Source organism: Sodalis sp. RH15 (genome assembly GCF_047324255.1).
GTDB lineage: Bacteria > Pseudomonadota > Gammaproteobacteria > Enterobacterales > Enterobacteriaceae > Acerihabitans > Acerihabitans ligni.
On record NZ_CP178738.1, the window covers coordinates 4132339 to 4158419 of the forward strand.

20 protein-coding genes are annotated in these 26081 nt (G+C 56.4%); 6 read left to right on the plus strand and 14 right to left on the minus strand.

All coding sequences use genetic code 11. The annotated features are described in order from the left end of the window. Positions 1-8 precede the first annotated feature (8 nt). Entirely contained in the window at positions 9-935 is a 927-nt protein-coding gene (urtB, locus tag ACL2XO_RS18795) for an urea ABC transporter permease subunit UrtB (protein ID WP_203523437.1), read from the minus strand. 121 nt (positions 936-1056) lie between these two features. Then, positions 1057-2349, minus strand: a complete 1293-nt coding sequence (gene urtA, locus ACL2XO_RS18800) for an urea ABC transporter substrate-binding protein (RefSeq protein ID WP_413741282.1) — start codon at positions 2347-2349, stop codon at positions 1057-1059. Between the two features lie 273 nt (positions 2350-2622). Here urtA and ACL2XO_RS18805 point away from each other — a divergent pair, with 273 nt between their 5' ends. The 3 genes from ACL2XO_RS18805 to sanA all read left to right on the plus strand — a co-directional run bounded on the left by ACL2XO_RS18805 (position 2623) and on the right by sanA (position 7836). Beyond that, positions 2623-6021, plus strand: coding sequence for an ATP-binding protein (locus ACL2XO_RS18805; RefSeq protein ID WP_413741283.1), 3399 nt, complete (start codon positions 2623-2625; stop codon positions 6019-6021). Beyond that, positions 6008-6922: a DNA-binding response regulator gene (locus tag ACL2XO_RS18810; protein WP_132927403.1), complete on the plus strand. Its 915-nt coding sequence runs from the start codon at positions 6008-6010 to the stop codon at positions 6920-6922. Before ACL2XO_RS18805 ends, ACL2XO_RS18810 begins: the two co-directional genes overlap by 14 nt. A 161-nt stretch (positions 6923-7083) precedes the next feature. Then, positions 7084-7836, plus strand: a complete 753-nt coding sequence (gene sanA, locus ACL2XO_RS18815; RefSeq protein ID WP_132928074.1) for an outer membrane permeability protein SanA — start codon at positions 7084-7086, stop codon at positions 7834-7836. Positions 7837-8334: 498 nt separating this feature from the next. On the opposite strand, the gene mglC is transcribed toward sanA, so the two are convergent. The 10 genes from mglC to ACL2XO_RS18865 form a co-directional block, all read right to left on the minus strand. After that, positions 8335-9345 carry a galactose/methyl galactoside ABC transporter permease MglC gene (gene mglC / locus ACL2XO_RS18820; RefSeq protein WP_132927401.1) on the minus strand — a complete coding sequence of 337 codons (1011 nt, stop codon included), beginning with the start codon at positions 9343-9345 and terminating at the stop codon, positions 8335-8337. Positions 9346-9362: 17 nt separating this feature from the next. Further along, positions 9363-10886: a galactose/methyl galactoside ABC transporter ATP-binding protein MglA gene (mglA, locus tag ACL2XO_RS18825; protein ID WP_413725073.1), complete on the minus strand. Its 1524-nt coding sequence runs from the start codon at positions 10884-10886 to the stop codon at positions 9363-9365. 69 nt (positions 10887-10955) lie between these two features. After that, positions 10956-11957 (minus strand): galactose/glucose ABC transporter substrate-binding protein MglB, encoded by a 1002-nt coding sequence (gene mglB / locus ACL2XO_RS18830; RefSeq protein WP_132927397.1) that lies wholly within the window; start codon positions 11955-11957, stop codon positions 10956-10958. A 212-nt stretch (positions 11958-12169) separates the two neighbouring features. Beyond that, on the minus strand, positions 12170-13210 hold the full coding sequence (galS, locus tag ACL2XO_RS18835) for an HTH-type transcriptional regulator GalS (RefSeq protein WP_132927395.1): 1041 nt from the start codon (positions 13208-13210) through the stop codon (positions 12170-12172). 325 nt (positions 13211-13535) lie between these two features. Next, entirely contained in the window at positions 13536-14588 is a 1053-nt protein-coding gene (pmrB, locus tag ACL2XO_RS18840) for a two-component system sensor histidine kinase PmrB (RefSeq protein ID WP_413726977.1), read from the minus strand. A 29-nt stretch (positions 14589-14617) separates the two neighbouring features. Then, positions 14618-15292 carry a two-component system response regulator PmrA gene (gene pmrA / locus ACL2XO_RS18845; protein WP_132927393.1) on the minus strand — a complete coding sequence of 225 codons (675 nt, stop codon included), beginning with the start codon at positions 15290-15292 and terminating at the stop codon, positions 14618-14620. Beyond that, complete coding sequence (gene eptA / locus ACL2XO_RS18850; protein WP_413741284.1) at positions 15289-16944, minus strand: phosphoethanolamine transferase EptA; 1656 nt, start codon at positions 16942-16944, stop codon at positions 15289-15291. The genes pmrA and eptA overlap by 4 nt, the downstream gene beginning before the upstream one ends. A 54-nt stretch (positions 16945-16998) precedes the next feature. Then, positions 16999-18159 carry a DUF418 domain-containing protein YeiB gene (yeiB, locus tag ACL2XO_RS18855; protein WP_413725075.1) on the minus strand — a complete coding sequence of 387 codons (1161 nt, stop codon included), beginning with the start codon at positions 18157-18159 and terminating at the stop codon, positions 16999-17001. A 92-nt stretch (positions 18160-18251) separates the two neighbouring features. Continuing rightward, positions 18252-18917 (minus strand): GTP cyclohydrolase I FolE, encoded by a 666-nt coding sequence (gene folE / locus ACL2XO_RS18860; protein WP_413725076.1) that lies wholly within the window; start codon positions 18915-18917, stop codon positions 18252-18254. A 127-nt stretch (positions 18918-19044) separates the two neighbouring features. After that, positions 19045-20169 (minus strand): YbfB/YjiJ family MFS transporter, encoded by a 1125-nt coding sequence (locus tag ACL2XO_RS18865; protein ID WP_413741285.1) that lies wholly within the window; start codon positions 20167-20169, stop codon positions 19045-19047. A gap of 103 nt (positions 20170-20272) precedes the next feature. Between ACL2XO_RS18865 and ptrR the strand changes: the two genes are divergently transcribed. The 3 genes from ptrR (at position 20273) to fghA (ending at position 23337) form a co-directional block, all read left to right on the plus strand. Further along, positions 20273-21208 (plus strand): putrescine utilization regulator PtrR, encoded by a 936-nt coding sequence (gene ptrR, locus ACL2XO_RS18870; RefSeq protein WP_413741286.1) that lies wholly within the window; start codon positions 20273-20275, stop codon positions 21206-21208. A gap of 71 nt (positions 21209-21279) precedes the next feature. Then, positions 21280-22404, plus strand: coding sequence for an S-(hydroxymethyl)glutathione dehydrogenase/class III alcohol dehydrogenase (locus ACL2XO_RS18875; protein WP_132927381.1), 1125 nt, complete (start codon positions 21280-21282; stop codon positions 22402-22404). Between the two features lie 87 nt (positions 22405-22491). Next, a complete protein-coding gene (gene fghA, locus ACL2XO_RS18880) occupies positions 22492-23337 on the plus strand; it encodes an S-formylglutathione hydrolase (RefSeq protein WP_413741287.1) in 846 nt (281 codons plus the stop codon). Positions 23338-23349: 12 nt separating this feature from the next. Here fghA and ACL2XO_RS18885 read toward each other — a convergent pair whose 3' ends face one another. After that, entirely contained in the window at positions 23350-24870 is a 1521-nt protein-coding gene (locus ACL2XO_RS18885) for an amino acid permease (RefSeq protein WP_413741288.1), read from the minus strand. 263 nt (positions 24871-25133) lie between these two features. After that, entirely contained in the window at positions 25134-26021 is an 888-nt protein-coding gene (gene yieE / locus ACL2XO_RS18890; RefSeq protein ID WP_132927375.1) for a DNA-binding transcriptional regulator YeiE, read from the minus strand. Positions 26022-26081: the final 60 nt, after the last annotated feature.

A 26081-nucleotide genomic window follows, 5' to 3' on the forward strand; every position in this document is an offset into this window, starting at 1 on the left:
TAATTCTCCTAACGGCGTATCCGGCTGGCAAACAGGCCTTGGGGACGCAGCATTAAAATCACGACGACAATCAGCAGGGTCATGACCTTGGCCATGGAACCGCTGAGGAAAAATTCCAGCGTCGACTGCGATTGCGAGATGGCGAACGCCGAGGCGATGGTGCCTATCAGGCTTTGCGCGCCGCCGAACACCACCACCAGGAAGGTGTCGACGATATATTGCTGTCCGGCGGTGGGCCCGGTGGAGCCGATCATGGTAAAGGCGCTGCCGGCGATGCCCGCGATACCGCAGCCCAGGGCGAAGCTGTGGTTATCCACCCGGGCGGTATTGATGCCCACCGCGCCGGCCATGGCCCGGTTGGCCACCACCGCGCGCACGTGAATGCCCCAGGGGGAGCGGTACATCAGCCAGCCCAGCAACAGGGTAATGACCAGGGTCAACAGCATGACAAAAACGCCGTTGATGGGAATTTCGATATTGTCGCCGAAGTGATAGGACCCCATCAGCCAGTCCGGCAAATCCACTCCGACTTCCCGCGGTCCGAACAGGGTACGGTAGGCTTGCTGGAGTATCAGGCTCAGGCCCCAGGTGGCCAACAGGGTATCCAGTGGCCGGTGATAGAGATGGCGGATTAATATCCGCTCGATAAACATGCCCAACAGGGCGGCGCAGATAAACGCCAGCACCACCGCCACAAAAAAGTAGCCGCCGAATAAGCCCGGCAGGAAGTTTTTGAAGAAGAGCTCCGTCAGCCAGGTGACATAGGCGCCCAGAATCATGAATTCCCCATGGGCCATATTAATGACGCCCATTTGGCCGAAGATAATCGCCAGCCCCAGCGACATCAGAACAAAAACCGAAAACAGGCTCAGTCCGGCGAAACCCTGCATGACAAAAATAGAGGTCAGGTCGGCAAAGCTGTAGCCACTAAACATGCTGTATCCCCCTCATTTACCCGCCATATTTCGAGTTGCAGGTGCGCTGTCTTTCCTGCAACACGAATGATTCAGGGTAAAACGTCGATAATTCCCCCGTCCTGAACGGGGGAGCCTGTGGTTAATCTTTCGGAAACGGATTGGGTTCGATAAGGTTGGGGGTCTGGTAGATGACGTCATATTGTCCATCCGCCCGGGCCCGGCCAATCACCGTTTTTGACCACAGATGATGATTTTCGTGAATTCGCACATAGCCTTCGGGGGCATCTTTCATTTCAATACCCGGCGAGGCGGCGCGGACTTTATCGATATCAAAGGAGCCGGCTTTTTCCACCGCGGCTTTCCATAGCCAGGGACCGAGATAGGCCGCCTGCGTCACGTCGCCGATGACGATATCGTTGCCCCAGCGCTGCTTGAATGCCGCCACGAAGGCTTTATTGGCCGGGTTATCCATGCTCTGGAAATATTTCATCGAGGCGTAGGCGCCGACGATATTTTCGCCGCCGATGCCGCGGATTTCATCCTCGGTCACCGAAATGGTCAGCAGCAGCGGTTTTTCCTTGGTCATGTCGATACCCGCCGCCTTGAGCTGTTTGTAAAACGCCACGTTGGAGCCGCCCACCACGATGGCGTAAATCACATCCGGTTTTTTCAATTTGATCTTGTTGATGACCGAATTGAACTGGGTATTGCCCAGCGGATAATAATCTTCGCCGATGACCTTCAAGCCCAGCTTTTCAATATGATGGCGGGCAATTTTGTTGGCGGTGCGGGGCCAGATATAGTCCGAACCCAGCAGATAGAAGGTTTTGGCATGTTTGTTTTTAACCACCCAATCAATACCGGCGATAATTTGCTGGGTGGCCTCTTGGCCGGTGTAAATCACATTAGGCGATTGTTCCAGTCCTTCGTAAAAGGTCGGGTAGTAGAGCATGCCGTTATACTGCTCCAGCACCGGCAGCATCGCCTTGCGCGAGGCGGAGGTCCAGCCGCCGAAAATAGCCGCCACCTTATCGCTCACCAGCAGCTTCTTGGCCTTCTCGGCAAAGGTCGGCCAATCGCTGGCGCCGTCTTCCTGAATAAAGTCGATTTTCCTGCCCAGAACGCCCCCGGCCTGGTTAATCTGGTCGATTGCCAGCTTTTCCGCCTGAATGGAGCCGGTTTCGCTGATGGCCATGGTGCCGGTGGAAGAGTGCAGTATGCCGACTTTCACCGTACTGTCGGTGACGGCAAGGCCGGTGGTATTGACGGCGGCGGTAGCCGGCGGCGCGGCGAAGACCGGCGTGAAATGACCGGCGGCCAGAAGTGCCGCGGCCAGCAAGGGGGTGCGCCAAAAGCGCCCCGCCCTGCTGTTACCGCCCCGGTATGCGGCGCGAATGGCGTATTGGCCCGCCGCCTGCTGTTGGTTGAGCATAATTTGGTATCCCCTGATAAATGGCTGTCTGTTTTGTAAGGTCTCCATACTGTGTTCAGGAGGGAAAAGCGGCAATGGGCCAATCTACGCAGTCTCTACGTCATTTGACGTATAGGCCGGCTGCGGCCGGGCGCGCACAATAACGTCATCGCGGGCGCGCAGGAATAATGCGATGCAGAGTGGCACGGGCATTGCTTATGTATTTGATCGGTGGTGCCCGCATCCGGGCGCTCAACCGATTACACGGAAATGGCGTACACAGCGGGATATTTCATGACAGCGCAGCAAAAAGCCTTCAAGGCCAGACGCCAGTACAACCAGTGGGTCACCAACCAGACGCTGGAAGATTACGCACTGCGTTTTACGCCCCACTCGGCGCGCCGCTGGAGCTCGGGCCGGGTGGTGCTCACCGCTATCAGCGCCATTACCTTCCTGGCCCTTGAGGCCATCGGCGGCGCGCTGACCCTGACTTACGGTTTTCATTACGTCGCCATGGCGGTGCTGCTGGTGAGCATCATCATTTTTTTACTGGCGCTGCCCATCAGCTGGTATGCCGCCCGCTACGGGCTGGATATCGACCTGCTGACCCGCGGGGCGGGTTTTGGCTACATCGGTTCCACGGTCACCTCACTGATTTATGCCTCTTTCACCTTTATCTTTTTCGCCCTTGAAGCGGCCATCATGGCCATGGCGCTGAATATGCTGTTCGGCATGCCCCTGCATTTTGGTTATCTGGCGGGATCGCTGGTGGTTATCCCCCTGGTGACCTATGGTTTTACGTTTATCTCCCGCTTTCAGCAGTGGACCCAGTTCGTCTGGCTCATTATGCAGCTCATGCCCTTTGTCCTGATCCTGTTGCGGGACGGCGGGACCTTTCATTCCTGGACGGCCTTTACCGGCCTGATGCCCCCCGATAACGGTGGCTTCGATATGCTGCGGTTCGGCGCGGTGTGTTCGGTGCTGCTTTCCCTGGTGGCTCAGGTGGGGGAACAGGTGGATCAGATCCGTTTCCTGCCGCAAAAACAAGCCGGCCACGGCTTACGCTGGTGGTGCGGCGTCATCGCCGCCGGTCCCGGCTGGGTAGTGGTAGGGGCATTAAAAATCATGCTGGGCTCTTTTCTGGCGGTATTGGCGTTCCGTTACGGACTGGACGTGGATTCCGCCAGCGAGCCGACCCATATGTACCTGGTAGCCTTCAGCTATGTGACCCACTCCTCCACCTGGCTGTTTGCCCTCACCGGGATTTTTGTCGTACTGTCGCAGCTCAAGATCAACGTCACCAACGCCTATGCCGGTTCCATTGCCTGGTCCAATTTTTTCCTGCGCCTGACCCATCGCCATCCCGGCCGGGTGGTGTGGCTGTTTTTTAACGTCGGCATCGCGTTGTTGCTGATGGAGCTGGGCGTGTATCACGTGTTCGAGGATATCCTGGGCATCTACGCGGTGGCGGCCACCGCCTGGCTGGGCACGGTGGTGGCGGATCTGGCGGTGAATAAGCGCCTGGGATTAAGCCCGCCGGGCATCGAATTCCGCCGGGCCTATCTGTATGATATCAATCCGGTGGGCATGGGGTCGATGCTGCTGTCCATGGCCCTGGGGCTGGCGGCGTATTTCGGCTGGCTGGGGGCCGGTTTGCAGGGATTCGCCTCGCTGCTCACCCTGGGAATGACCTTTGTCTTTTCGCCGTTGATCGCCTGGTATACCGGGGGGAAATATTATCTCGCCAGGGTGGAAACCCACGGGGTGGCAGGCGTCTGCTGCGTCTGCGGCAATCATTTCGAACCACCGGAAATGAGCTTTTGTCCCCTTTATGAAGGGGCGATTTGTTCATTGTGCTGCTCGCTGGATGTCCGCTGCAATGACGCCTGTAAGCCCCAGTCCCATTATTCCGATCAGATCCGGCATCTGGCCTTCAGCTTTCTGCCCTTCTCGTTCCTGAAAAGATTCGACCCGAAAATCTGGAGTTTCCTCAGCATATTGTCCTTGTTCAGCAGCATTATCGGCATTTTGCTGATGTTGGTTTATGTGCAGATGCGCAGCGAATTCGGCGAGGACTATCCTATCCTGGCCGCCACCCTGTGGAAGGTATTCTTTATCCTGCTGATTATTACCGGCATCACCACCTGGCTGTTTATCCTGACCCATAAAAGCCGACAGGTGGCGCAGGAGGAGCTGCGGCTGCAGAGCGAACGCCTGCTGGAAGAGATCATCGCCCACGAAGCCACCGACAAACAGCTGCAAAAGGCCAAGGAGTCCGCCGACGAAGCCAATCTGGCCAAAAGCCGCTACCTCACCGGCATTACCCACGAGCTGCGCACGCCCCTCAACGCCATGCTCGGCTATGCACAGCTGCTGGAACAGGCACAGGACATCCCGCTGCCGCGGCGGCATGGGCTGAGCGTCATCCGGCGCAGCGGGGAGCATCTGGCCAATCTCATCGAAGGATTACTGGACATCTCCAAAATCGAAGCCGGTAAAATCGATATCCAACGGGAAGAAGTACGTATCGGCGAACTGATGCAGCAGTTGGTGGAGATGTTCCATCACCAGGCGCTGGACAAGGGATTGCGTTTTATCTACAACCCGCCGCCCACCTTCCCCGAGGTGGTGCTGACCGATGAAAACCGGCTGCGGCAAATCCTGATCAACCTGTTGTCCAATGCCATCAAGTTCACCGACAGCGGCACGGTCACGCTGGATTTCAAGTATCGCAGCGAAGTGGCGTTTTTTGCCATCCATGACACCGGCGTCGGTATCGACAGCGTCAACCTGGAACGCATTTTCCGCCCCTTCGAACGGGTCGCGCAGCGCGGAGGCCGTGCCGGTACAGGGCTGGGTTTGACCATCACCCGGCTGTTGACCTATGTGATGGGGGGCGATTTGCAGGTGGAAAGCATTCCCGGCGCCGGCACGACTTTTACCTTGAGCCTGATGCTGTCGAGCCAGAATGCCGGCGGTTATCTCCCCTCGGTACCCCGGCGCATCGTCAAATACCGCGGACCGACCAAACGGCTGATGGTGGTGGATGACGACGATGCCCATCGCCGGCTCATGGCCGATATGCTGACGCCGCTGGGTTTCGAGGTCTTGGTGGCCGAGAGCGCGTCTGTGTGCCTGGCGCAGCTGGACCACACCGCCGTGGATCTGTTTTTGCTGGATGTGGCGATGCCGGAAATGAACGGTTGGGAACTGCTCAATCACCTGCGGGCCGAAGGAAAGGAACAGCCGGTGCTGATGATTTCCGCCGAGGCGGACGAAGGTAAATGGCGGCAGATCAAAAAGCGGGGGGAAATCCGTTTTCAAACCAAACCCCTGCGAATGTCATTACTGCTGGATAACATCGGCTCGCTGCTGTGTATCGAATGGATTAGAGAAACCGATAAACCGGTGTCGCAATCCCTTTCGGCGGGCAATAGCCGTTTGGATGCAAAGGCGCCGCAGCCCCTTCCCGCGGGCAATAACCTCCTGGATGAAAATGAGTACCAAGAGCTTATCGGACTGGCGCGGCTCGGTTATGCCAAAGGGTTTCGCGAGCGGCTGCGGCAACTGACGGCCCAAGGCAAGGTGAACACCCCCAGCGCCGAAAACCTGGATCTGCTGGCCAGCCGTTTCCGTTTTGAATCGGTGGTAATGGAATTAGCCTTACTGGAGAAAGAAGATGTCCCCCGCTGACAAGCCGACGGTACTGATTGTCGATGACGATATCAATACCGTCAGCATGCTTAACGACAACCTGGATAATGCCGGCTTTACCGTATTGGTGGCCCTCGAAGGCAGCCAGGCGCTGTCCATTACCCAGCAAATCGTGCCTAATATCATTTTGATGGATGCCATGATGCCCCACCTGGACGGATTTGAAACCAGCCGTCGCCTGCGCCTTAATCCCACCCTGCGCCATACGCCGATTATCTTTATGACCGGCCTGAGCGAAACCCGCAACGTGGTGGATGCCTTTGATATCGGCGTGGTGGATTACGTGATCAAACCCATCCGCATTGAGGAGCTGCTGGCGCGGATGCGCACCCATCTGCATAATTCGCAGCTCACTTCCAGCGCCTACAACGCCCTTGAATCGGTGGGACAGCTCACCTGCGCCTTCAGCCCACAGGGCCGGCTGCTGTGGGCGACGCCGCACTCCTATCGCCTGCTGGAACAGTGTTGCGATAAGGAGTTCACCCTCAGCCGGCCCTTTGTCAACCGGCTGCTGGCCTGGCTGCGGTCGGCTCCCGCCCAGCCGCTGGTATTGTCCGGCCTGGCGCTCCCGCTGCGCCTTCATCTTATGCGCACCACCGACAACGGCGAACTTTTATTGCGCCTTGAGGAAACGGCAAAAAAGGACGACGAATGCGCCATTCTGCGCCGGCATTTTGCTCTTACCCAGCGGGAATCGGAGGTGATGTCCTGGATTGCCAAAGGCAAAACCAACCGGGAAATCGGGCAGATACTCTCCCTGAGCCCGCGCACGGTGAACAAGCATTTGGAACAGATTTTCCGCAAGCTGGCGGTAGACAACCGCACCTCCGCGGCGGCCCTGGCGTTACGGATACTGGAGTCCTCCCCCGCCCACTCCTGACGGCCGCGTCGGCGGCAGGATATTGCTCCGCATTTTTTGCGGCCAGCAGCGCAATTTACCGACTTTAAGGCTTTCAACCGGTTACGCTCCTTGCTTCAGCTTCACAGGTAAAGTAGCCTGAGGGCATGACATTGCAGCAGGATCCGGTTAAGGCTTACGGCATGTGGAAGCGCCTGATATATTTCCTGATTGGTATTGCGGGCGTGTTGCTGTTTACGGCGTTCGGCTTGGATCGCTGGATCAGCTGGAAAACCGCCCCCTATATTTACGAAGACTTAAGGCTTTTGCCTCACCGCCAGGTCGGTGTGGTGCTTGGCACGGCTAAATATATCCGCACCGGGGTTATCAACGAATACTACCTCTACCGAATCCAGGGGGCGATTAACGTCTACAACAGCGGCAAGGCCGATTATCTGCTGTTAAGCGGCGACAATGCGCTGCAAAGCTACAACGAACCGGTGACCATGCGGCGGGATTTGCTTTCCCACGGCATGCCCGCCGGGGATATCGTGCTGGACTATGCCGGGTTTCGTACCCTGGACTCGATTATCCGCACCCGCAAGGTATTCGATACCAACGATTTCACGATTATCACCCAGCGTTTTCACTGTGAGCGGGCGCTGTTCATCGCCCAGCATATGGGCATCCAGGCGCAGTGCTACGCGGTCCCCTCCCCGAAAAACATGTTCTCGGTGCGGATGCGCGAGATCGGCGCGCGGTTGGGCACCCTGGCGGATCTTTATATCATGAAGCGCGAGCCCCGTTTTCTTGGCCCGCAGATTCCCATTCCCGCCCGGCAGGAAGAAATTCCCCAAGGCGCGCAGGACTACCCCGCCGTCTCTCCCGAACAGCTGCTGGAAATCCAGCCAAAACCGGACGGCGCCTCCGCGGACGTATTACAGGATATGCGATAACGTAGGCAGGCCAAACTCACCATCACCTGTCTTGCAACAAACAAATCTCAGGAAATACCCGTCAAAGCGAGAACGAGGTGAAGCGAGCATGTGTTAAAGGGAGCGACTGAACGAGTGGCAAGGAGGACGCGTGTTAAAGGGAGACCGTGCTGATGGGGTCGAATCGGGCATGGTTTTCCTGCCCGACCGAGCGCCCCACAGCGCGGTAGGCCCGCCAGCACCAAGTCTTAAAGTGAGAACGTGTAAAGGGAGACCGTGCTGATAGGGTCGAATCGGGCATGGTTTTCCTGCCCGACCGAGCGCCCCACAGCGCGGTAGGCCCGCCAGCACCAAGTCTTAAAGTGAGAACGTGTTAAAGGGAGACCGTGCTGATGGGGTCGAATCGGGCATGGTTTTCCTGCCCGACCGAGCACCCCACAGCGCGGTAGGCCCGCCATCACCGATCTTGACAGCGAGCCCGCCAACGTGAGACCGCGCCACGAGGCGCGGACTTCAGGCTTATTTCTTCTTGGCGTACTTCAATGAATCCAGCGCCACCGCGAAGATAATGATCGCCCCCTTGATAATATACTGCCAGTAAGGGTTAACCCCGATATAAGTCAGCCCATAGTTGATAACCGTAAAGATAATCACCCCGGTAATCACCCCGGCGATAGTCCCCACCCCGCCCGAAAACGACACGCCGCCCACCACGCAAGCCGCGATGGCATCCAACTCATACATAAAGCCCAGATTATTGGTGGCGCTGCCGATACGGCCCGCCTCCAGCAAACCGCCGAAAGCATAAAACGCCCCGGACAAAGCATAAATCAAAATCAGGTTAAGCGGCACATTCACGCCCGACACCTTCGCCGCCTCGGGATTACCGCCGATGGCGAAAATATTCTTGCCAAAACGGGTCTTATTCCACAATATCCAGACACAAACCGTGGCAATGGCCGCGTAAAAGGTAATATACGACAGCTTGAACTCGCCAAATTGCAGAAATCCCTGCGTAAATTTCGAGAAATGACTATCAAAGCCGGCGATAGGCGATGCGCCGACAAAGTTGTAATACAGCGAGTTGATACCATACACAATGGTCATGGTACCCAAGGTGGTAATAAACGGCGTCACGTGCAGGTAAGCGATAACCAGACCGTTCACCAGCCCGATTATCGCGCCGATAATGCAGACGGTCAGGATAACCAGTGGAATCGGCACGGTATGCAGATCGGGGAACACCTTATTGACGTTATCCATGGCCTGAAGCAACGTGGCCGACACCACCGCCGCCAGACCCACTTGGCGCCCGGCCGACAGGTCGGTCCCCTGGGTAACAATCAAGCCCGCCATGCCCAGGGCGATAATAACCCGCACCGACGACTGGGTCAGGATATTACTCAGGTTAATAAGGCTTAAAAAAGTGGAATCCTGTATAATAATCAGCGCCAGTAATACCAACAACACCACATAAATACCGCCCTCTTTTAAGTAAGTGAGCAGGCTTTTCTTATTTAACGCATTCATAATAAGAACCCTTAAAATTAAAGATGCACGGAAGCAAGACGTAAAATTTCGTTCTGGGAGGTCTCTTTGGTATTGACAATCCCCGCCATCAGACCATTACTCATTACCAAAATACGGTCAGTAATTCCCAACAATTCCGGCATCTCCGACGAAATAATAATAATGCCTTTACCCCGCTTTGCCAGTTCAGTAATCAATTGATAAATTTCAAATTTTGCGCCAACGTCAATACCGCGGGTCGGTTCATCCATCAGCAGGATTTCCGGCTGGGTCAATAGCCAGCGGCCGATAATCACCTTTTGCTGGTTGCCGCCGGACAACGAACCGATATTGGTTTTATGACCGGGGGTTTTCACCCGCATTGAGTCTATTACCCACTGTATATCGCTTTTCATGCGGGTATTGCTTAATAATCCGATTTTGTTTTTATAATTACGGATATTGGAAATCAATGAATTAAAACCCACGTCCAGGAACGCGTAGATGCCGGTGGCCCGCCGCTCTTCGGTCACCAGGGCAAAACCATTATTGATGGCCTCGTTGGCGCTCTTGTTTTTAATGGGCTTGCCGTGCAGGGTTATGGTGCCGGAGGATCTTTCTCGGATACCGAACAGCGCCTCGACGATATCGGTGCGTTTGGCCCCCACCAGTCCGGCGATGCCGAGGATTTCCCCTTTATGCAGATTGAAGCTGATATTGCGTATGGACGGCTGGCGTAGCGAGGTCAAATCCTTGACTTCAAGAATCACTTCCCCCTGCTCTCCTTCAACACGATCCGGGAAACGCTGGCTGAGTTCGCGTCCCACCATCATCGCGATAATCTGATCCATCGTCAGGCCTTCCACCTGCCGGGTAGCAATCCACTGCCCGTCGCGCAGTATGGTTATTTCATCGCACAGCTGAAATATCTCCTCCAGCTTGTGGGAGATGTAAACGATGCCGCAACCCCGCGCCTTCAGTTTACGAATGATGCTGAAAAGATGGCTGACTTCCCGTTCGGTCAACGATGACGTGGGTTCGTCCATAATGACGATTTTGGCATCGTAGGAAAAGGCTTTGGCGATTTCCACCATTTGCATTTGTGAAATAGACAAGTTGGCGACTTTTTCGTAGGGATCGATATCGATGTCCAGCTCTTCGAATATAGTCTTGGTATCGCGGTACATTTTTTTCTGATCGACGAACATGCCCTTGAGGGGATAACGGCCTAGCCACATGTTGTCCATTACGGTGCGTTGCAATACCAGGTTCAGTTCCTGGTGCACCATGGAAACGCCATGCTCCAGCGCCTCCTTGGAATTCTTGAAATTGACTTCCTGCCCTTGAAAGACAATTGTTCCGGAATCTTTGCTGTAAATACCAAATAGGCACTTTAATAAAGTGGATTTTCCCGCACCGTTTTCTCCCATTAATGCATGAACGGAATGCGAGTGAACTTTCAGGTTCACATTATCCAATGCTTTGACGCCAGGGAATGACTTACTGATATTGGTCATTTCCAGCAGCCACTCACGGGGCTGTTCGGTCGTAATGTCGGCCATGATAATACCCGGCTAAATTTGATACAGATAAAATCCCCCGGCGCGGAATGACGCCGGGGGGAGTCAGGACTATTTCTTGGTGAATTGCGTTAAGTTATCTTTGTCGACGCCTACATAAGGGATACGGACGATTTTATCTTCCAGTTTCCATTTGGTGCCGTCGGCGGCCGGTTTGCCCGCCGCCAGATTCTTCGCCAAATCGAAGGTGGCTCTTGCCTGGTTGTTGGCGTCGTTCAGCACAGTACCCGCCATGGCGCCGGATTTAACCAATGCCAGAGCTTCAGGGAGGGCGTCCACGCCAAAGACCGGGATAGCCGTTTTGCTATGGGCTTTTAATGCTTCAACCGCACCCATGGCCATGGCATCGTTATTAGCGATAATCACTTCAATCTTGTCGGCATTGGGGCCGGACAGCCAGGCATCGGTTTTATCCTTGGCCTGCGCGGTATCCCACATGGCGGTATCCAGCTGCAGCTGCTGGGTTTTCAGCTTTTCCTGCTCATTAAGGGTTTTGACCACATAGGTGGTGCGGGCTTCAGCATCGGGATGTCCCGGTTCGCCTTTCAGCAGAACGTACTGGATGGTGCCGTCTTTATTCAAGTCCCATTGCGGGTTGGCGCGCCAATGCTTGGCGATCAGTTCGCCCTGGATAATACCGGACTCTTTGGAGTCGGTGCCGACATAATACGCCTTGTCATAGCTGTCCAGATCTTTGCGGCTCGGTTCCTTATTATAAAATACCACCGGAATACCGGCGCCGCGGGCTTTGGAAATAATCACCGGCGCAGCGGCCGGGTCAACCAGGTTTATTGCCAGCGCTTTAACGCCTTTGGCAATCAGCACGTCTACCTGGTCGTTTTGTTTGGACTGGTCGTTTTGGGAGTCATTCATCAACAGCTGAACGCCGGTGCTCTCTTTGGCGTCTTTTTCCAGGGCTTTACGAACCTCCGACATAAAGTTGTCATCGTATTTATAAATAGTTACCCCGATACGGGTGTCGGCAGCCCGCGCCACGACTGAAAATAACAGTCCGGCGGCCACGGCGGTAAGAACAAAAGCCTTTTTATTCATTAGATTCTCCGGAAATTTGTAAGGTTACGTTTTGGGTAGAACAATTTCCAAATACTCATACACCGGTAATGCCAGCAAAGAGAGCAAAGGCCGGGGTAAAAATTTTCAGGGTCCGGCTGGACAAGTGTTTTGTCCATGTCAGGCGTAAAACATGGCTAGCATAAAGGGATAAATGTTAATAAACTGTGAATATTCTCACACTTTGAAAACGGTTACATCTCATCTTGTGATGAGGAAGTGATCGCCGCCACATTTCGCAGCGGAGCCACCGAATGGCGGCGAACCACCGTCGGCATAAACAGATGGGTCTGCTTGGGATCCAGCAGCCCGGCGGTACCTTGCAGCGCCAATTCGGTGGCCGCCACCGCCATGGCGAAAATCGGGTAACGTATGGTGGTGAGGTGCGGGCTGGTATAACGGGAAATGGGGATATCGTCGAATCCCACCACCGAGAATTGATTCGGCACCGCAATGCCGTTTTCCCGCAGGGTGGCCAGCGCCCCCACCGCCATGGCGTCGTTATAGACAAACACCGCCGTCAATTGTTGATTACGGCCGAGCAGCTCCACCATGGCCGCTTCTCCTCCCTGCAAATCCGGCGAGGCCAGCACCTGCCAGCTTTGCGGCGGCGTAATGCCCTCTTCCTGCATCACTTGCAAATAGCCCTGGTGCCGCTGCGCCTCATCTTCTATGGGATGATTGGAGCCGATATAGCCAATCTGCCGATGCCCCTGTTTTATCAATGTCCGGCTGGCCATCAGGGCGCCGCTGACGTTATCCAGCCCGACACAGCGGTGTTCATAGCCCGGGATGATTCGGTTTATCAGCACCATGCCCGGCTCCCGCTCCATAAAAGGAATCAATTCCTCGTCGGAGAGGATTTTGGCATGCACCACCAGCGCGCTGCAGCGCTGGCGAATCAGAACCTCAATGGCGTGCCGCTCTTTTTCCGCCTGGTGATAGCTGTTGCTGATCAGCACATTCTTTTTATGGCGCTGCGCCACCGTATCCACCGCCTTTACCAGCGCGCCGAAAAAGGGATCGGACACATCCATCACCACCACGCCGATGGTGTCGCTGCTTTGCGTGGCCAGCGCCTGCGCGTTGGCATTGGGACGATAGCCCAACTCATTCACCGCCTTCATCACCCGGTCACGGGCTTCCTTGCTGGCGATGGCGCTGTCATTTAATACTCGTGAAACGGTCGCCACCGAGACTCCGGCCAACCGCGCCACATCACGTATGGTGATCATGTCATCCCCTGTTATTTATGACGTCCGCCCAGGATAATATTTGACCAAACGGGTGAAGCACGTTTTGTTCAGGCACCGGTGGTGTTACCCATTGCCGTCACAGGTCTGAAACATAAGGCGCTATCCTAACCGTTTTCTTGCCGCCGCAGCGTGAAACAGCTCACAGGACCGAAAGCGCTTACATAAGAAAAACGGAATCGCTTTCATCGGGGAAAAAAGAGGCGTCGCCGCAAGCGTTTATGAGCAAACGGGAAGATATCCGGAAGGTAACAGTTGCTCTGCCCGGTCAGCCAAGGCGGCTAAAAGGGGATGAAGGAGCGAGAGGTCAGAGGGACTCCGGCAGCAGCAGGCGGGCGATGGTGCCCGGGATATCCTGCCGATTGACCAGTTCAAATTTGCCGTTGTGCAGTTGGGCAATGCGCGTCACGATGCTTAAGCCCAGACCGATACCGTTAAAGCGCTGATCCATGCGGACGAATTTTTTCGTCAGCTCCACGGCCTTGGCAGGATCAATCCCCTGTCCCTGATCAATCACTTCCAGCAGAATGCTGCCATCTTCGCTGCGCGCCAGCCGGATATCGATTTGGCTCTCTTGCGGGCCGTAACGGTGGGCATTTTCCACCAGATTGCGCAGCAGCAGGCGTATAAGTATTGCATTGCCCTGCAGCAGGATTTCTTCTTCCGGCAGGATCCAGCACAGGGTTTGCCGGTGCAGCCGCGCCATTTCCTCCAGTTCCTCCCGCTGCGGCGCGATTACATCCGCCATCAGTTTCACCGTCTGGTAATGGCCGGAAGTAAAATCATGCCGGATACGGGCCAGCATCAACAACTGCTCCACGGTATAGGACATATTGTCTACCCGCTCAATCAGCGGCTGGTTATCGACGGCGGCCTGTTTTTCCTGCAATTCCAGGTGCAGCCGGATACCGGCCAGGGGCGTTCGCAGCTCATGGGCCACATCGGAGGTAAATTGGCGGTCCTGCTGCAGCGTGTCGTTGAGCCTCGCGAGCAGCTGATTAAGACTGCGGGTGACGGCAATGACTTCTTTGATGTTGCTTTGTTCCGGCAGCGGCTCGAAATTCTCGGCGCCGCGCTTTTGCAACGCATTCTGCAAGCGGGAAAGGGGCAATGTTATCCAGCTCACCGCCTGAAAACAAAACAGCAGGGTGACGATGATCATCATCAGCGCCGGCACGCTTAATGCGGCAATAGCCTCGCGGATCTCCTGGTTGACGTGTTCGTTGCGCACACTTTCCGCCAGCGTGCGGTTCACCAGCAGATCAATCTGTTCTTTGCTTTCGTGCCACAGCCAGATGACGGTAATAAACTGGCAGCATAATAAAATAATGCCCAGTACCACAATTAACCGCCAGCGCATGCTGATAAGCGGGGGCGCGGAGGAAGGCGTCACGTGTTTTCACCGTTTTCCTTGATAAGCAGATAACCGAAACCGCGCAGAGTGCGGATCCTGTCTTTGCCAATCTTTTGCCGCAGGTTGTGGATATGGACTTCCAGGGAGTTGGATGAGGGATCATCGTCCCAGTTATACAGGTCCTGATGAAGTATTTCCCGGTGGATGCGGTGCCCGGCGCGCAGCATCAGGCGGGAGAGGATGGCGAACTCCTTCGGCGTGATATCGATGGGGCTGCCGTTGACGGTAACCTCATGACTGTTTAAATCCAGCGAAATATTATCCACGCAAATATAATTGTTGCTTACGCCCTGGTGACGCCGGATAACCGCCCGCGCCCGCGCCAATAATTCGGCCAGGGCAAAGGGTTTGATAAGATAATCGTCCGCGCCGAAATTCAGCCCGCTGACCCGCTGATCCAGACCGTCCCGGGCGGTAAGAATCAATACCGGTACGTCGTTGCCTTTTTTTCGCCATTTCACCAACAGCGACATGCCATCCCCGTCCGGCAAGCCTAAATCAAGGATTACCAGGCTATAGGGGGCGGTTTCCATCAGGTTTTCCGCTTCGCGCATGCTGCCCGCGCAATCGCTGGCATAGCCTTCCTGTTGCAGCGCCAGCTGCAGACCCTCCTGCAGAAACCTGTCGTCTTCGATGATCAGAATTTTCATGATTGCGTCATCCTGCAGGGTTGCACGATATCCAGGGCCGGCTGATAGAGTTTGGTACCCACATTCATGAGTCCGAGCAGGGTGGCAAAAAGATTGTCCTGGGAGTACGCCTGCTGTTTAGCCCGGCTTCTCAAGCAATCATCCTCGATACCCTGCGCCTGGACAAAAGAGGGCGACATCCATAACAGCATCGGGATGTGGGTCTGCTGCGCCGGCGCCACGGCATAAGGCATACCGTGCAAAAACAGCCCGTTTTCACCCAGAGATTCTCCGTGATCGGATAAATACACCAGGGCGGTATTGAATTTGTCCTGATGGGCCTGTAACAGCTTTATGCTCTTGTCCAACAGGTAATCAATATAGACGATTGTATTGTCATAAGTGTTCACCAGCGCCTGATTTGAACATTTTTGTATCTCATTTGTATCGCAGGTGGGTGAAAAAGCCGCCTGGGCGGCCTGATAACGCTGATAATAGGAGGGGCCGTGGCTGCCCATGGTATGCAGGACGATGACGGTATCATTATTTTGCTCATTGATATAAGCATCAAGATTATGGAGCAGCGCCTCGTCCAGGCATACCCCATCGCTGCAAAACTGCGGCAGATCCTTCCACTTCGACAAATCTTCGGTGGCGACGCGGTTGCAGACATATTTACAGCCGCCGTCGTTTTCACGCCATAAAATATTGACGTGCGCGCGCTGCAGAATATCCAGCACATTATCTTCATGGGCCGCGGTATCGTCGTCAAAATGCGCCCGCGTCATGTTGGAGAACATGCAGGGAACCGAGACCGCCGTGGCGGTGCCGCAAGAACTGGTATTGGGGAAATAAACCACGTTATCCCGGGCCAGTCGGGGATTGGTGAGCTTGTCATATCCTCCCAGGGAGAAATCCTGCCCCCGGGAGGTCTCCCCCACCACCACAATCAGCAGGTTTTTTTTCTGATTGTCATTAATGGGCACCGTTTTATGCGCGTCCAAACCGATTTGCACGAACGGCATATTTTTAATGTAGTCATGTTTATAATAAGAATAACCGCCAACCGCCATGTCGCTGGGCACCAGATTTTTAATTAGCTGCGGATTATTCCGCATCAATGATGCGTAGTCTTTATAAAAGAACGTGGCCACCAGTGCGATAACGCACAAAGAGAGCAGTATGTTCAGAAAATAAAAACCCGCGGTGTGCCAGGAAAACGAGACGGGCTTGACTTCGATCCAAAGAATAATCAAGGACGGTAACACGCCGAGCACCAAAAAATGATAAATCAGCTGCGGCGATAATAGCGAAAAACTTTCCATCGGCGTGGTATCGAGGACATTCTGCACCATGCCGCGATCGATTAAAACGCCATAGCTAAGCATAAAGTACTGCGCCAGCGCGTCGCTGATAAAAATCAATATAATGATTGGCTTACGAATATAGGGCAGCAGCAGAAAGCTGAAAATAAAATTCAGCGCAAACAGCAGGGTAACCGGCATACTGAGGAAAAACAGCAGGTTGTTCAGCTGCGATATATCCACCAGCCCTAAGATTTTTTTAAAGAAAATAATATTTTGAAAAAAAGTAATTATTATCGCAATAATTATATTGAAGATCCAAGGATGAACAACCGGTCGTGGAAAGGCTTTAGCTGAGTGTAGCGACATGTGCTTTTTTATCTTCTGCCATACTGAAAAAAAATTAGTCAAAGAGTAGCATTGCTACATTAATTGAACCTTAAGCCCGCCGCCGGTCAAACGCGTGAGCTTACGCCATAACCACTCCATTGGTCCTTGCCTGAATATCCGCAGCCACAGGGTGGAGAAAATAATATTCACCAACCAGACGGCCGGTACAAATAACAGCAAATCGGCCCGGCCAAAGGTCATAAACAGACCGAACCGGTTAAATAGCAAGGTACACAACAAGGTTTGCAACAGATAATTGCTCAGCGCCATGCGTCCGACATTACTCAGCCAACGGCCGATGCCCAGGCGGGAGAGGGTCGGCCACCAGCCATAGCATAGCGCCACATATCCCAGCGCTTGAAAAGGCGCGCTCAATTCCCGCGGGATCTGCAGCGCAAACGCGCTCCAGCGAAAGGCCCAGTGCACATGCCATTGCAGCAGTACGCCCGGCAGGTTGATGATGATGCCCGCAACAATCAACAACCCGGCCGCTTTTCGGTAATGGGCAAGAGGCATCTCGCCGGACAACCAGCCGCAGCGCATCAGCGCGGCCCCCATCAGCATCGACCCGGCCAGCAGCCAGCCGTACTGCATGCCCAGCGAACTCAGGCTGTCATGCAGCAGTCCCAGGCGCACCCGCCAGGCCTCGGGACCGCCGGTGGTCTGCCAGTAATATTCATAAATCCGATCGGCGATATCGGGCTGCCAAAAGCGTCCCGGCGGCGCATCCGCCACCAGCCACTGAAGCAGCAGCAGAATAATGAGTCCGAACAGATAGAGCGCCGCGCCGGTTATAAACAGCATTCTCGGATTGGGCATGCGGCGTATCACCCCCAGGCAAAGCAGGCCCACCAGTCCGTAATCCAATAAAATATCGCCGTCCCAGAAAAAAACCCCGTGGATAAAACCAAAGCCCATCAGCCAGAGCAACCGCGAGGTTATCCAGCGGTTGCCGCGCGGCAGCAGCATATGCAGCCCGGCGCCGAACAGCAGGGCGAACAGGGTAAGAAATTTCACCTGCGCCACCATATCCATTACGGCCCAGGCCCAGGCGTCGGGGAGCGACGGTTCTCCGGCAAAGGCGGGATTGAGATACGCCGCCTTGGGTAGGCCAAAAGAGGTGATATTCATCAGCAGGATGCCGAGAATCGCCATTCCCCGCGCGCAATCCAGCATGAGTATGCGCTCGCGCATGTACGGTCCTTATTCAAATAAGAACGTTCAGTTAAGAACGTTCAGATAAAGAACGGCGCCGAGCGCCGTAACGCAGGCACGGGATCGGTTCGTTAGTCGTCATGGTGCCGGACGGCACGCAAAAACTCCTGCCGGGTATTCTGGCTGGATTTGAACAGTCCCCCCAGCGAGGTGGTGGTGGTGGCGCTGGTGGCATCGCGGATGCCGCGGGCTTTGACGCAATAATGCACCGCGTCGATGGATACCGCTACGTTATTGGTCCCCAGCAGGGTTTGCAATGCAATAAGGATTTGCTGGGTAAGACGCTCCTGGACCTGGGGCCGCTGGGCGAAAAACTGTACTATGCGGTTGATTTTCGACAGTCCGATGACGCTTTCCTTGGGGATATAGGCCACGGTGGCCTTGCCATCGATGATCACAAAATGGTGTTCGCAGGTGCTGGTGAGGGTGATATTGCGAACCGCCACCATTTCATCCACTTTCATTTTATTTTGAATCAGGGTTATCTTGGGAAAATTGGCGTAATCCAGGCCGGAAAAAATTTCATCCACATACATTTTGGCTATGCGGTGGGGCGTTTCCGCCAGGCTATCGTCGCTCAGATCGAGATTCAGTAACTGCATGATCCCGGTCATATGCTCGGCGATTCGGCGCTTACGGATTTCCCCATCCAGGACTTCTCCCCGCAACGGCGTTTCCAGACCGCGGGCCAGCAGGGTCTCATGCACCAGTGATGCTTCTTTTGTCAGCGATACCATTTCTTTCTCCGGCAGGAAAATCAGCTCTTGATCTCAATGCGTCAAGAGGCGTTTCCACTCTAGAGGAGCCCGCGACGATTATCCAGTGATTGTATCGCATGAGTGATGAAATTATTGCAAATTGACGTCAAGGCTGGCGCCACACCAGTCCCCCCGCCAGCAACAGCGCCGCCAGGGCCACCGTCAGCGCCGGTTCCAGCCGGCCCGTCGCCGCGCTGGACAGCGCCGACAATACCGGCCCGATCAATTGCCCGACGGCATAACCGCAGGTGAGCAAACCGGCCATATAGCGCATATGTTCCGGCGCCTGGCGACGGCTGCATTCCAGGGTCAGCTGCACTACGCTGAGAAAACCGCCGCCGGTGAGCAGCGCGCCCACCACCAGGCTGCTTACGCCGGGGAGTTCCAGCATCATCGCGACGCCCAGTCCCTGCGCCCATAGCGTCAACGCCAGCCGTTTGCCGGGGGTCAGAAAGCCGCGGGTCAGAATACCCACGGCAATACCCGCCACGCCGGCGGCGCCAAACACCGGCCAGACCCATTGCCCGAAAGCGCTGCCGGGAAAACGCTGCGCCGCCATTTGGGATAAAAACGTCGCAGGCAGGATATAACCGAAGCCCGCCAGGGAATAGCTCCACAGCAGTTTTTTCAGCGCCGGGTTGAGACCGGGCATCGCCTCCAGGGGCGTACGGCGCATAAAATCCCCGCGGCGGGGAAGATACCCGCTGATAAGGGCGATGGGCAGCAGCGCGGTGATACCGTAGACCCACCAGGCATGACCGGCGCTGACGTGGTAATGATGCATGATGAGGGCCAGCAACCCGCTGACCATGATGCCGGTGCCCGGTCCGGCGAAGACCGCCGCGCTCAGCGCCGGCCGGCGCAGGAGCAGCAGTTGATCGTGGGTCCAGGCGGAGACCAGCACCATGGCCCAGCCGCTGGCGATACCGATGACCAGCCTCAGCGCGCCGTGCATCAGGGCGTTGTGGATAACCGCCGACAGCAGCGTCAGCGCCACCGCCCCCCAAACGCCCAGCCAGATCCGGCGCTCAAGCCCTGTGGACGCCCTCATGGCATCATAGGCGCCGATAAGATAGCCAAGATAATTCGCCGCCGCCACCAGGCCGGCGCTGGTGAGAGTCAGCTGACCGGCGTGAATCATCAGCGGTACCTGAGGGGTAAAGGCAAAACGTCCGATCCCCATCGCCACCAATAATGCCAGAAAGCCGCTAAGGGCCACTTTTACCGCCATACCTTCTCCGAAAGACCATTTTTCTGTTGCTAACAGCATGCACGATCAATAAACTCACGGAAAATGAATAATACAGACGAAGTTGCTGACAAAACGAGAAGATATGGATCTGACCCAGCTCAAGATGTTTTGCACCGTCGCAGATACCGGCTCGCTGGCCCGCGCCGCCGAACTGCTGCATCGCGTACCATCCAATCTCACTACCCGCCTGCGCCAGTTGGAAAACGAGGTGGGCAGCGATCTGTTTATCCGCGAGAAACAGCGGATCCGGCTCTCTCCGTTGGGCCATAATTTTCTCTGTTATGCCGCCAAGATCCTGGCCCTGAGCGAAGAAGCGTTGCAAATGGCCCGCGCCGGCGAGCCGGTGGGAAATTTTGCCCTCGGCGCCATGGAAAGCACCGCCGCCATACGCCTGCCGGCGCTGCTGGCGAACTATCACCAGCGTTTCCCCCAGGTCGCCCTGTCGCTGATTACCGGTTCCTCGGGGGAAATGGTGGATAGCGTACGCGCCGGCACGCTGGCCGCCGCCCTGGTGGACGGTCCGGTGACCTATCCGGAAATCCATGGCTGCATCAGTTTCCGTGAAACCCTGGTGCTGATAGCCGGCCTGGATCAGCCCCCCGTGCATGACGCGAGGGACGTTGCCGGTAAAACCGTGTTCGCTTTCCGGCCCAGCTGCTCCTACCGGCGCCGGCTGGAGGCCTGGTTCAACGGTCAAGGCGTGGTCCACGGGCCGATGATGGAGATCCAGTCTTATCACACCATGCAGGCCTGCGTGGCCAGCGGCGCAGGGGTGGCCATGCTGCCCCTGTCGGTACTGCGCCAATTGCCCGGCCAGGAAAAGGTGACCTTGCACGCCCTGCCGCCGGAAACCGCCGACGTCGCCACCTGGCTGATTTGGCGCCGGGACGCGTTCAGTCCCAATGTACAAGCCCTAAAGCAACTGATTATCGAACAAGAGGACCCGGCGCCGGAGCGCCTCCCCGCCGCGGTCGGAAATAAACCCCTTCACCCAGCACTTAATATATTTACCTTATAGCTTTCACGTTGCAGGAAAGAGGCAAACGCGCCTGCAACGTGAAAGATCACGGGTATAAAAGGAGTTATTCTATGCAAATGATCAAAACCCGCGCCGCCATCGCCTGGGGCCCTAATCTTCCCCTGTCAGTGGAAGAAGTGGATTTAATGCCGCCGCAAAAAGGAGAAGTGCTGGTGCGTATTGTCGCCAGCGGCGTCTGCCATACCGATGCCTATACCCTGTCGGGCAAGGATCCGGAGGGGGTTTTTCCGGTGATTCTCGGCCATGAGGGCGGCGGCGTGGTGGAAGCGGTGGGCGAAGGCGTTACCAGTGTGGCGGCCGGCGACCATGTGATCCCCCTTTATACTCCCGAATGCGGCGAATGCGAATATTGCCGCTCAGGCAAGACCAATCTTTGCCAGGCCATCCGCGCCACCCAGGGTAAAGGGCTGATGCCGGACGGTACCACCCGGTTCTTCAAGGACGGTAAACCTATTTTTCATTATATGGGTACTTCCACCTTCTCTGAATACACCGTAGTGCCGGAGATTTCCCTGGCCAAAATCAGCAAGGAAGCGCCGCTGGAAGAAGTCTGCCTGCTGGGATGCGGCGTGACCACCGGCATGGGCGCGGTGATCAATACCGCTAAAGTGCAGCCAGGGGACAGCGTGGCGATTTTCGGCCTCGGGGGCATCGGACTGTCGGCGATTATCGGCGCCAAAATGGCCGGCGCCGGACGCATTATCGGCATTGATGTCAACACCGGTAAATTCGATTTGGCGCTGAAACTGGGGGCTACCGATCTTATCAACCCGAAGGACTATGATAAACCCATCCAGGAGGTGATTGTCGAACTTACCCAAGGCGGCGTGGATTTTTCCTTTGAGTGTATCGGCAATGTCAATGTGATGCGTTCGGCGCTGGAGTGCTGCCATAAAGGCTGGGGCGAATCGGTGATTATCGGCGTGGCCGGCGCCGGCGAAGAGATTTCCACCCGGCCGTTCCAACTGGTGACCGGGCGGGTATGGCGCGGTTCGGCCTTTGGCGGCGTTAAGGGACGCTCGCAGCTGCCCGGACTGGTGCAGCGCTATCTGGACGGCGAGTTCCAGCTGAATGATTTTATCACCCATACCATGGGCCTGGAGAAGATCAACGACGCCTTTGAACTCCTGCATGCCGGCAAATCCATTCGTTCGGTGATCCATTTCCGTCCTTGACCTCCCTCCTCCCCCCTCCCTGGCCCTGGGGCCGGGGTTTTACGGCATAGTGGATAGTGGATAGTGGATAAGCAACAGGAGCGCCCGATGGAAATGAACCCCGAATGTATCGATGAACACCGGCTGTTCGGCGGCCGGCAGTATCGCTATCGCCACCACTCCGCCAGTACCGGCGGACCGATGACCTATAGCGTTTTCCTGCCGCCGGCGGATAAGCAGCAGCCGCCCCATGCCATTTACTGGCTCTCCGGCCTGACCTGCAACGACGAGAACTTTACCCTGAAGGCCGGCGCGCAGCGCGTGGCCGCCGAACTCAATCTGGCGCTTATCATGCCCGACACCAGCCCCCGCGGCCAGGATGTGCCGGATGACGAAGCCTATGATCTGGGCCAGGGGGCCGGGTTTTATCTTAATGCCGCCCAGGCGCCCTGGGCCGGGCATTACCGGATGTTTGATTATGTGGCCGACGAACTGCCGGCCCTGGTGCATTCGCAATTTGCCTTGAGCGACCGGCAGGCGGTGATGGGTCACTCCATGGGAGGCCACGGCGCGTTAATGCTCGCGTTGCGCCTGCCGGGGCGATTCCGGTCCGTCTCGGCCTTTGCCCCCATCGTCAATCCCTGCGACGTGCCCTGGGGGCGCAAGGCCTTCAGCGCCTATCTGGGGGACGATGAAAATGCATGGAAGGCCTACGACAGCAGCCGCCTGTTGGCGGCCGAGGACGCAAGACCCCTGCCGATATTAATCGATCAGGGGGATGCGGACCCGTTCCTGGGGCTGCAGCTGCAGCCGGAAAAACTGGAGGAGCCGGCGCGGCGGAAGAACTGGCCGCTGACGCTGCGCATGCAGCCGGGTTACGATCACAGCTATTTCTTTATCGCCAGTTTTATCGAGGATCACCTGCGCTTCCATGCGGGGTATCTGAACGCCTGATCAGGGGGAGCCCTATTTCCCTTCTGTTTGGCTGCACAGCGGGACGCGTTCGTCGGCTGGGTAGTCATCGCTGCGGGCGGGGAACGTCATGTCCTGGTAGCGGATCAGATGCGTTCCGTGCCGCCATTTGTAGCCCAGCCAGATCACCAGAAACAGGGGAATGCCGATATAGGTGGCGGTGACGCCGTACCAATCGATGCGGTCCTGAAGAAAAGCCTGATAATTCTGGCCCAGCGTAATCAACAGGCATAACACAAAGGCGAAAATCGGTCCCAGGGGAAAAAAGCCCGCGCGATACGGCAATTCCGCCAGATCACGGCCCTGGATCATATAACCCCGGCGGAAACGGTAGTGACTGATGGCAATGCCCAGCCAGGCGATAAACCCGGTCATGCCGGAGGCGTTCAGCAGCCAGAGATACACTGTCTGGTTACCGTACATGGAGGTGAGGAAACACAGGCCGGCCATGACGGTGGTGAGATACAGCGCGTTGCGCGGCACGCCGCCCTTGGACAATTTGGCGAATATTTTCGGCGCGTTGCCCTGGCAGGCCAGGGTATACAGCATCCTGGTGGAGGCGTACATGCCGGAGTTGCCCGCCGACAGCACCGCCGTCAGAATGACTGCATTCATTACCGCCGCGGCGGAAAGCAGTCCGGCATTGCGGAACACCAGGGTAAAGGGGCTGACGGTGATGTCTTTAACATCGTTGCGCAGCAGATTGGGGTCGGTGTAAGGGATAATGAGGCTTATCACCAGAATAGCCAGCACATAAAACAGCAGGATCCGCCAGAATACCTGGCGTACCGCCCGGGGAATATTTTTCGCCGGGTCGGCGGATTCGCCGGCGGCGATGCCGATAAGCTCGGTGCCCTGGAAAGAGAAGCCGACAATCATCGCTACCCCGATCATGGCCGGGAAACCGCCGGCAAACGGCGCGTTGCCTACCTGCCAGTTATGCCAGCCGGCGCTTTCGCCGCCGCGCAGGATACCTACTATCATCAGTACGCCCACGGCGATAAAGATGATGACCGTCACAACCTTGATCAGCGAAAACCAGTACTCCGCTTCGCCGAAACCTTTTACCGAGATGGCGTTGAGGCTGAACATGATGGCCATGAACAGCGCGCTCCAGATCCAGCCAGGCACGGCCGGGAACCAGTAGCTCATTACCAGCTGCGAGGCCACCAGATCGACGGCGATGGTTACCGCCCAGTTGTACCAGTAGTTCCAGCCGAGGGCGAAACCGAAGCCTTCTTCCACGTAGCGGGCGCCGTAGGTGGAGAAGGATCCGGATACGGGCATGTAGGCCGCCAGTTCGCCGAGGCTGGTCATGAGGAAATAGACCATCAGGCCGATGAGGATATATGACAATAACGCCCCACCCGGACCGGCCTGGGAGATGGTGGCGCCCGAGGCGACGAACAGGCCGGTGCCGATGGAGCCGCCGATGGCGATCATTGTCAGGTGACGTGCTTTGAGTTCACGACGCAGCCCCGGAACAGGCCGGGTGTCACTGTGGGTTTCTCGCATGATGATGTTGTCTGTCCATGAAAAATTCGACGGCGGATTGTACCAAAAAGAACAGCGGTGGGGAGTTTAGCTGCCCTGTTATTAGAGAGCTTCATAATGGGGGGTGTATTATTAGCGATACTCCCTTTGGCACGCGCTCCCTTTAACATGTTCGCTGCACGATCGGTGAACGCGGGCCTACCGCGCTGTGGGGCGCTCCGGCGGGCGGTAAAACCACGCCCGCTTCGACCCCATCAGCACGGTCTCCCTTTAACACGCCCGTCTCAGGCCTCGGTGATGGCGGGCCGGCCCTGGCAGTATTGCTGGAACCGGGTCAGGGCCTGGGAGAGGTGTTTTTGCCGGTGGTGTACCAGATACAGGGTGCGCATCAGCGGCGGAAGAGGCAGGGTAAGCGTTACCAGCGTGCCCAGGGCCAAGGCTTCCGCCACTACCCGGCGGGACAGGCAGCTAATGCCCAGGCCGTGGCGCACCGCGTGTTTGATGGCTTCGGAGTTGCCGAGTTCCATGACCGACTGGAAACGGGGCAGTTGCGCCAGTAAAAGATAATCGACGATTTCACGGGTGCCCGATCCCTGTTCCCGCAGTATCCAGGGCGCGTCCGCCAGCTGTTCCAGCGTCAGGGGCCGCCCCGCCAGCGGATTGTCCGGGGCGGCGAATACCACCAGTTCATCTCGCAGCCAAGGCTGCGTCACCAGCGCCGGGTTGTGGCTGGGGCCTTCAATCAGTCCCAGATCGACCCGAAAATCCATCACCGCGTTGATCACATCCATGCTGTTCCCCACCTGTAGCGCCAGCGGGGCATCGGGAAAATCCCGCCGGTAGGCGGCGATGATCTCCGGCAGGATGTAATTGCCGATGGTGCTGCTGGCAAACAGCCGCAATGCGCCATTCCCCTGGTGAAACAGCCGGCCTATTTCTCCGGCCTGCTCAAGCAGCGCCACCGCGCGGGGGTAGAGCAGCCGGCCGTGTTCGTTTAGCACCAGCCGTTTGCCGACGCGATCGAACAGTTTCACCGCCAGCTGATTTTCCAAATCGGTGAGCGCCGCGCTCACCGCCGACTGCGAAAGCGCCATGACGGCGGAGGCCTGGGTGGTGGAGCCGCTTTTCAGCACTTCGGTAAAAATTTCCAACTGGCGCAAGGTGATATGCATGAGACGATGGGATCCTGCCATTAGGGGGTAACGCCCCTATGATGTAGTATTGCTCTTTAG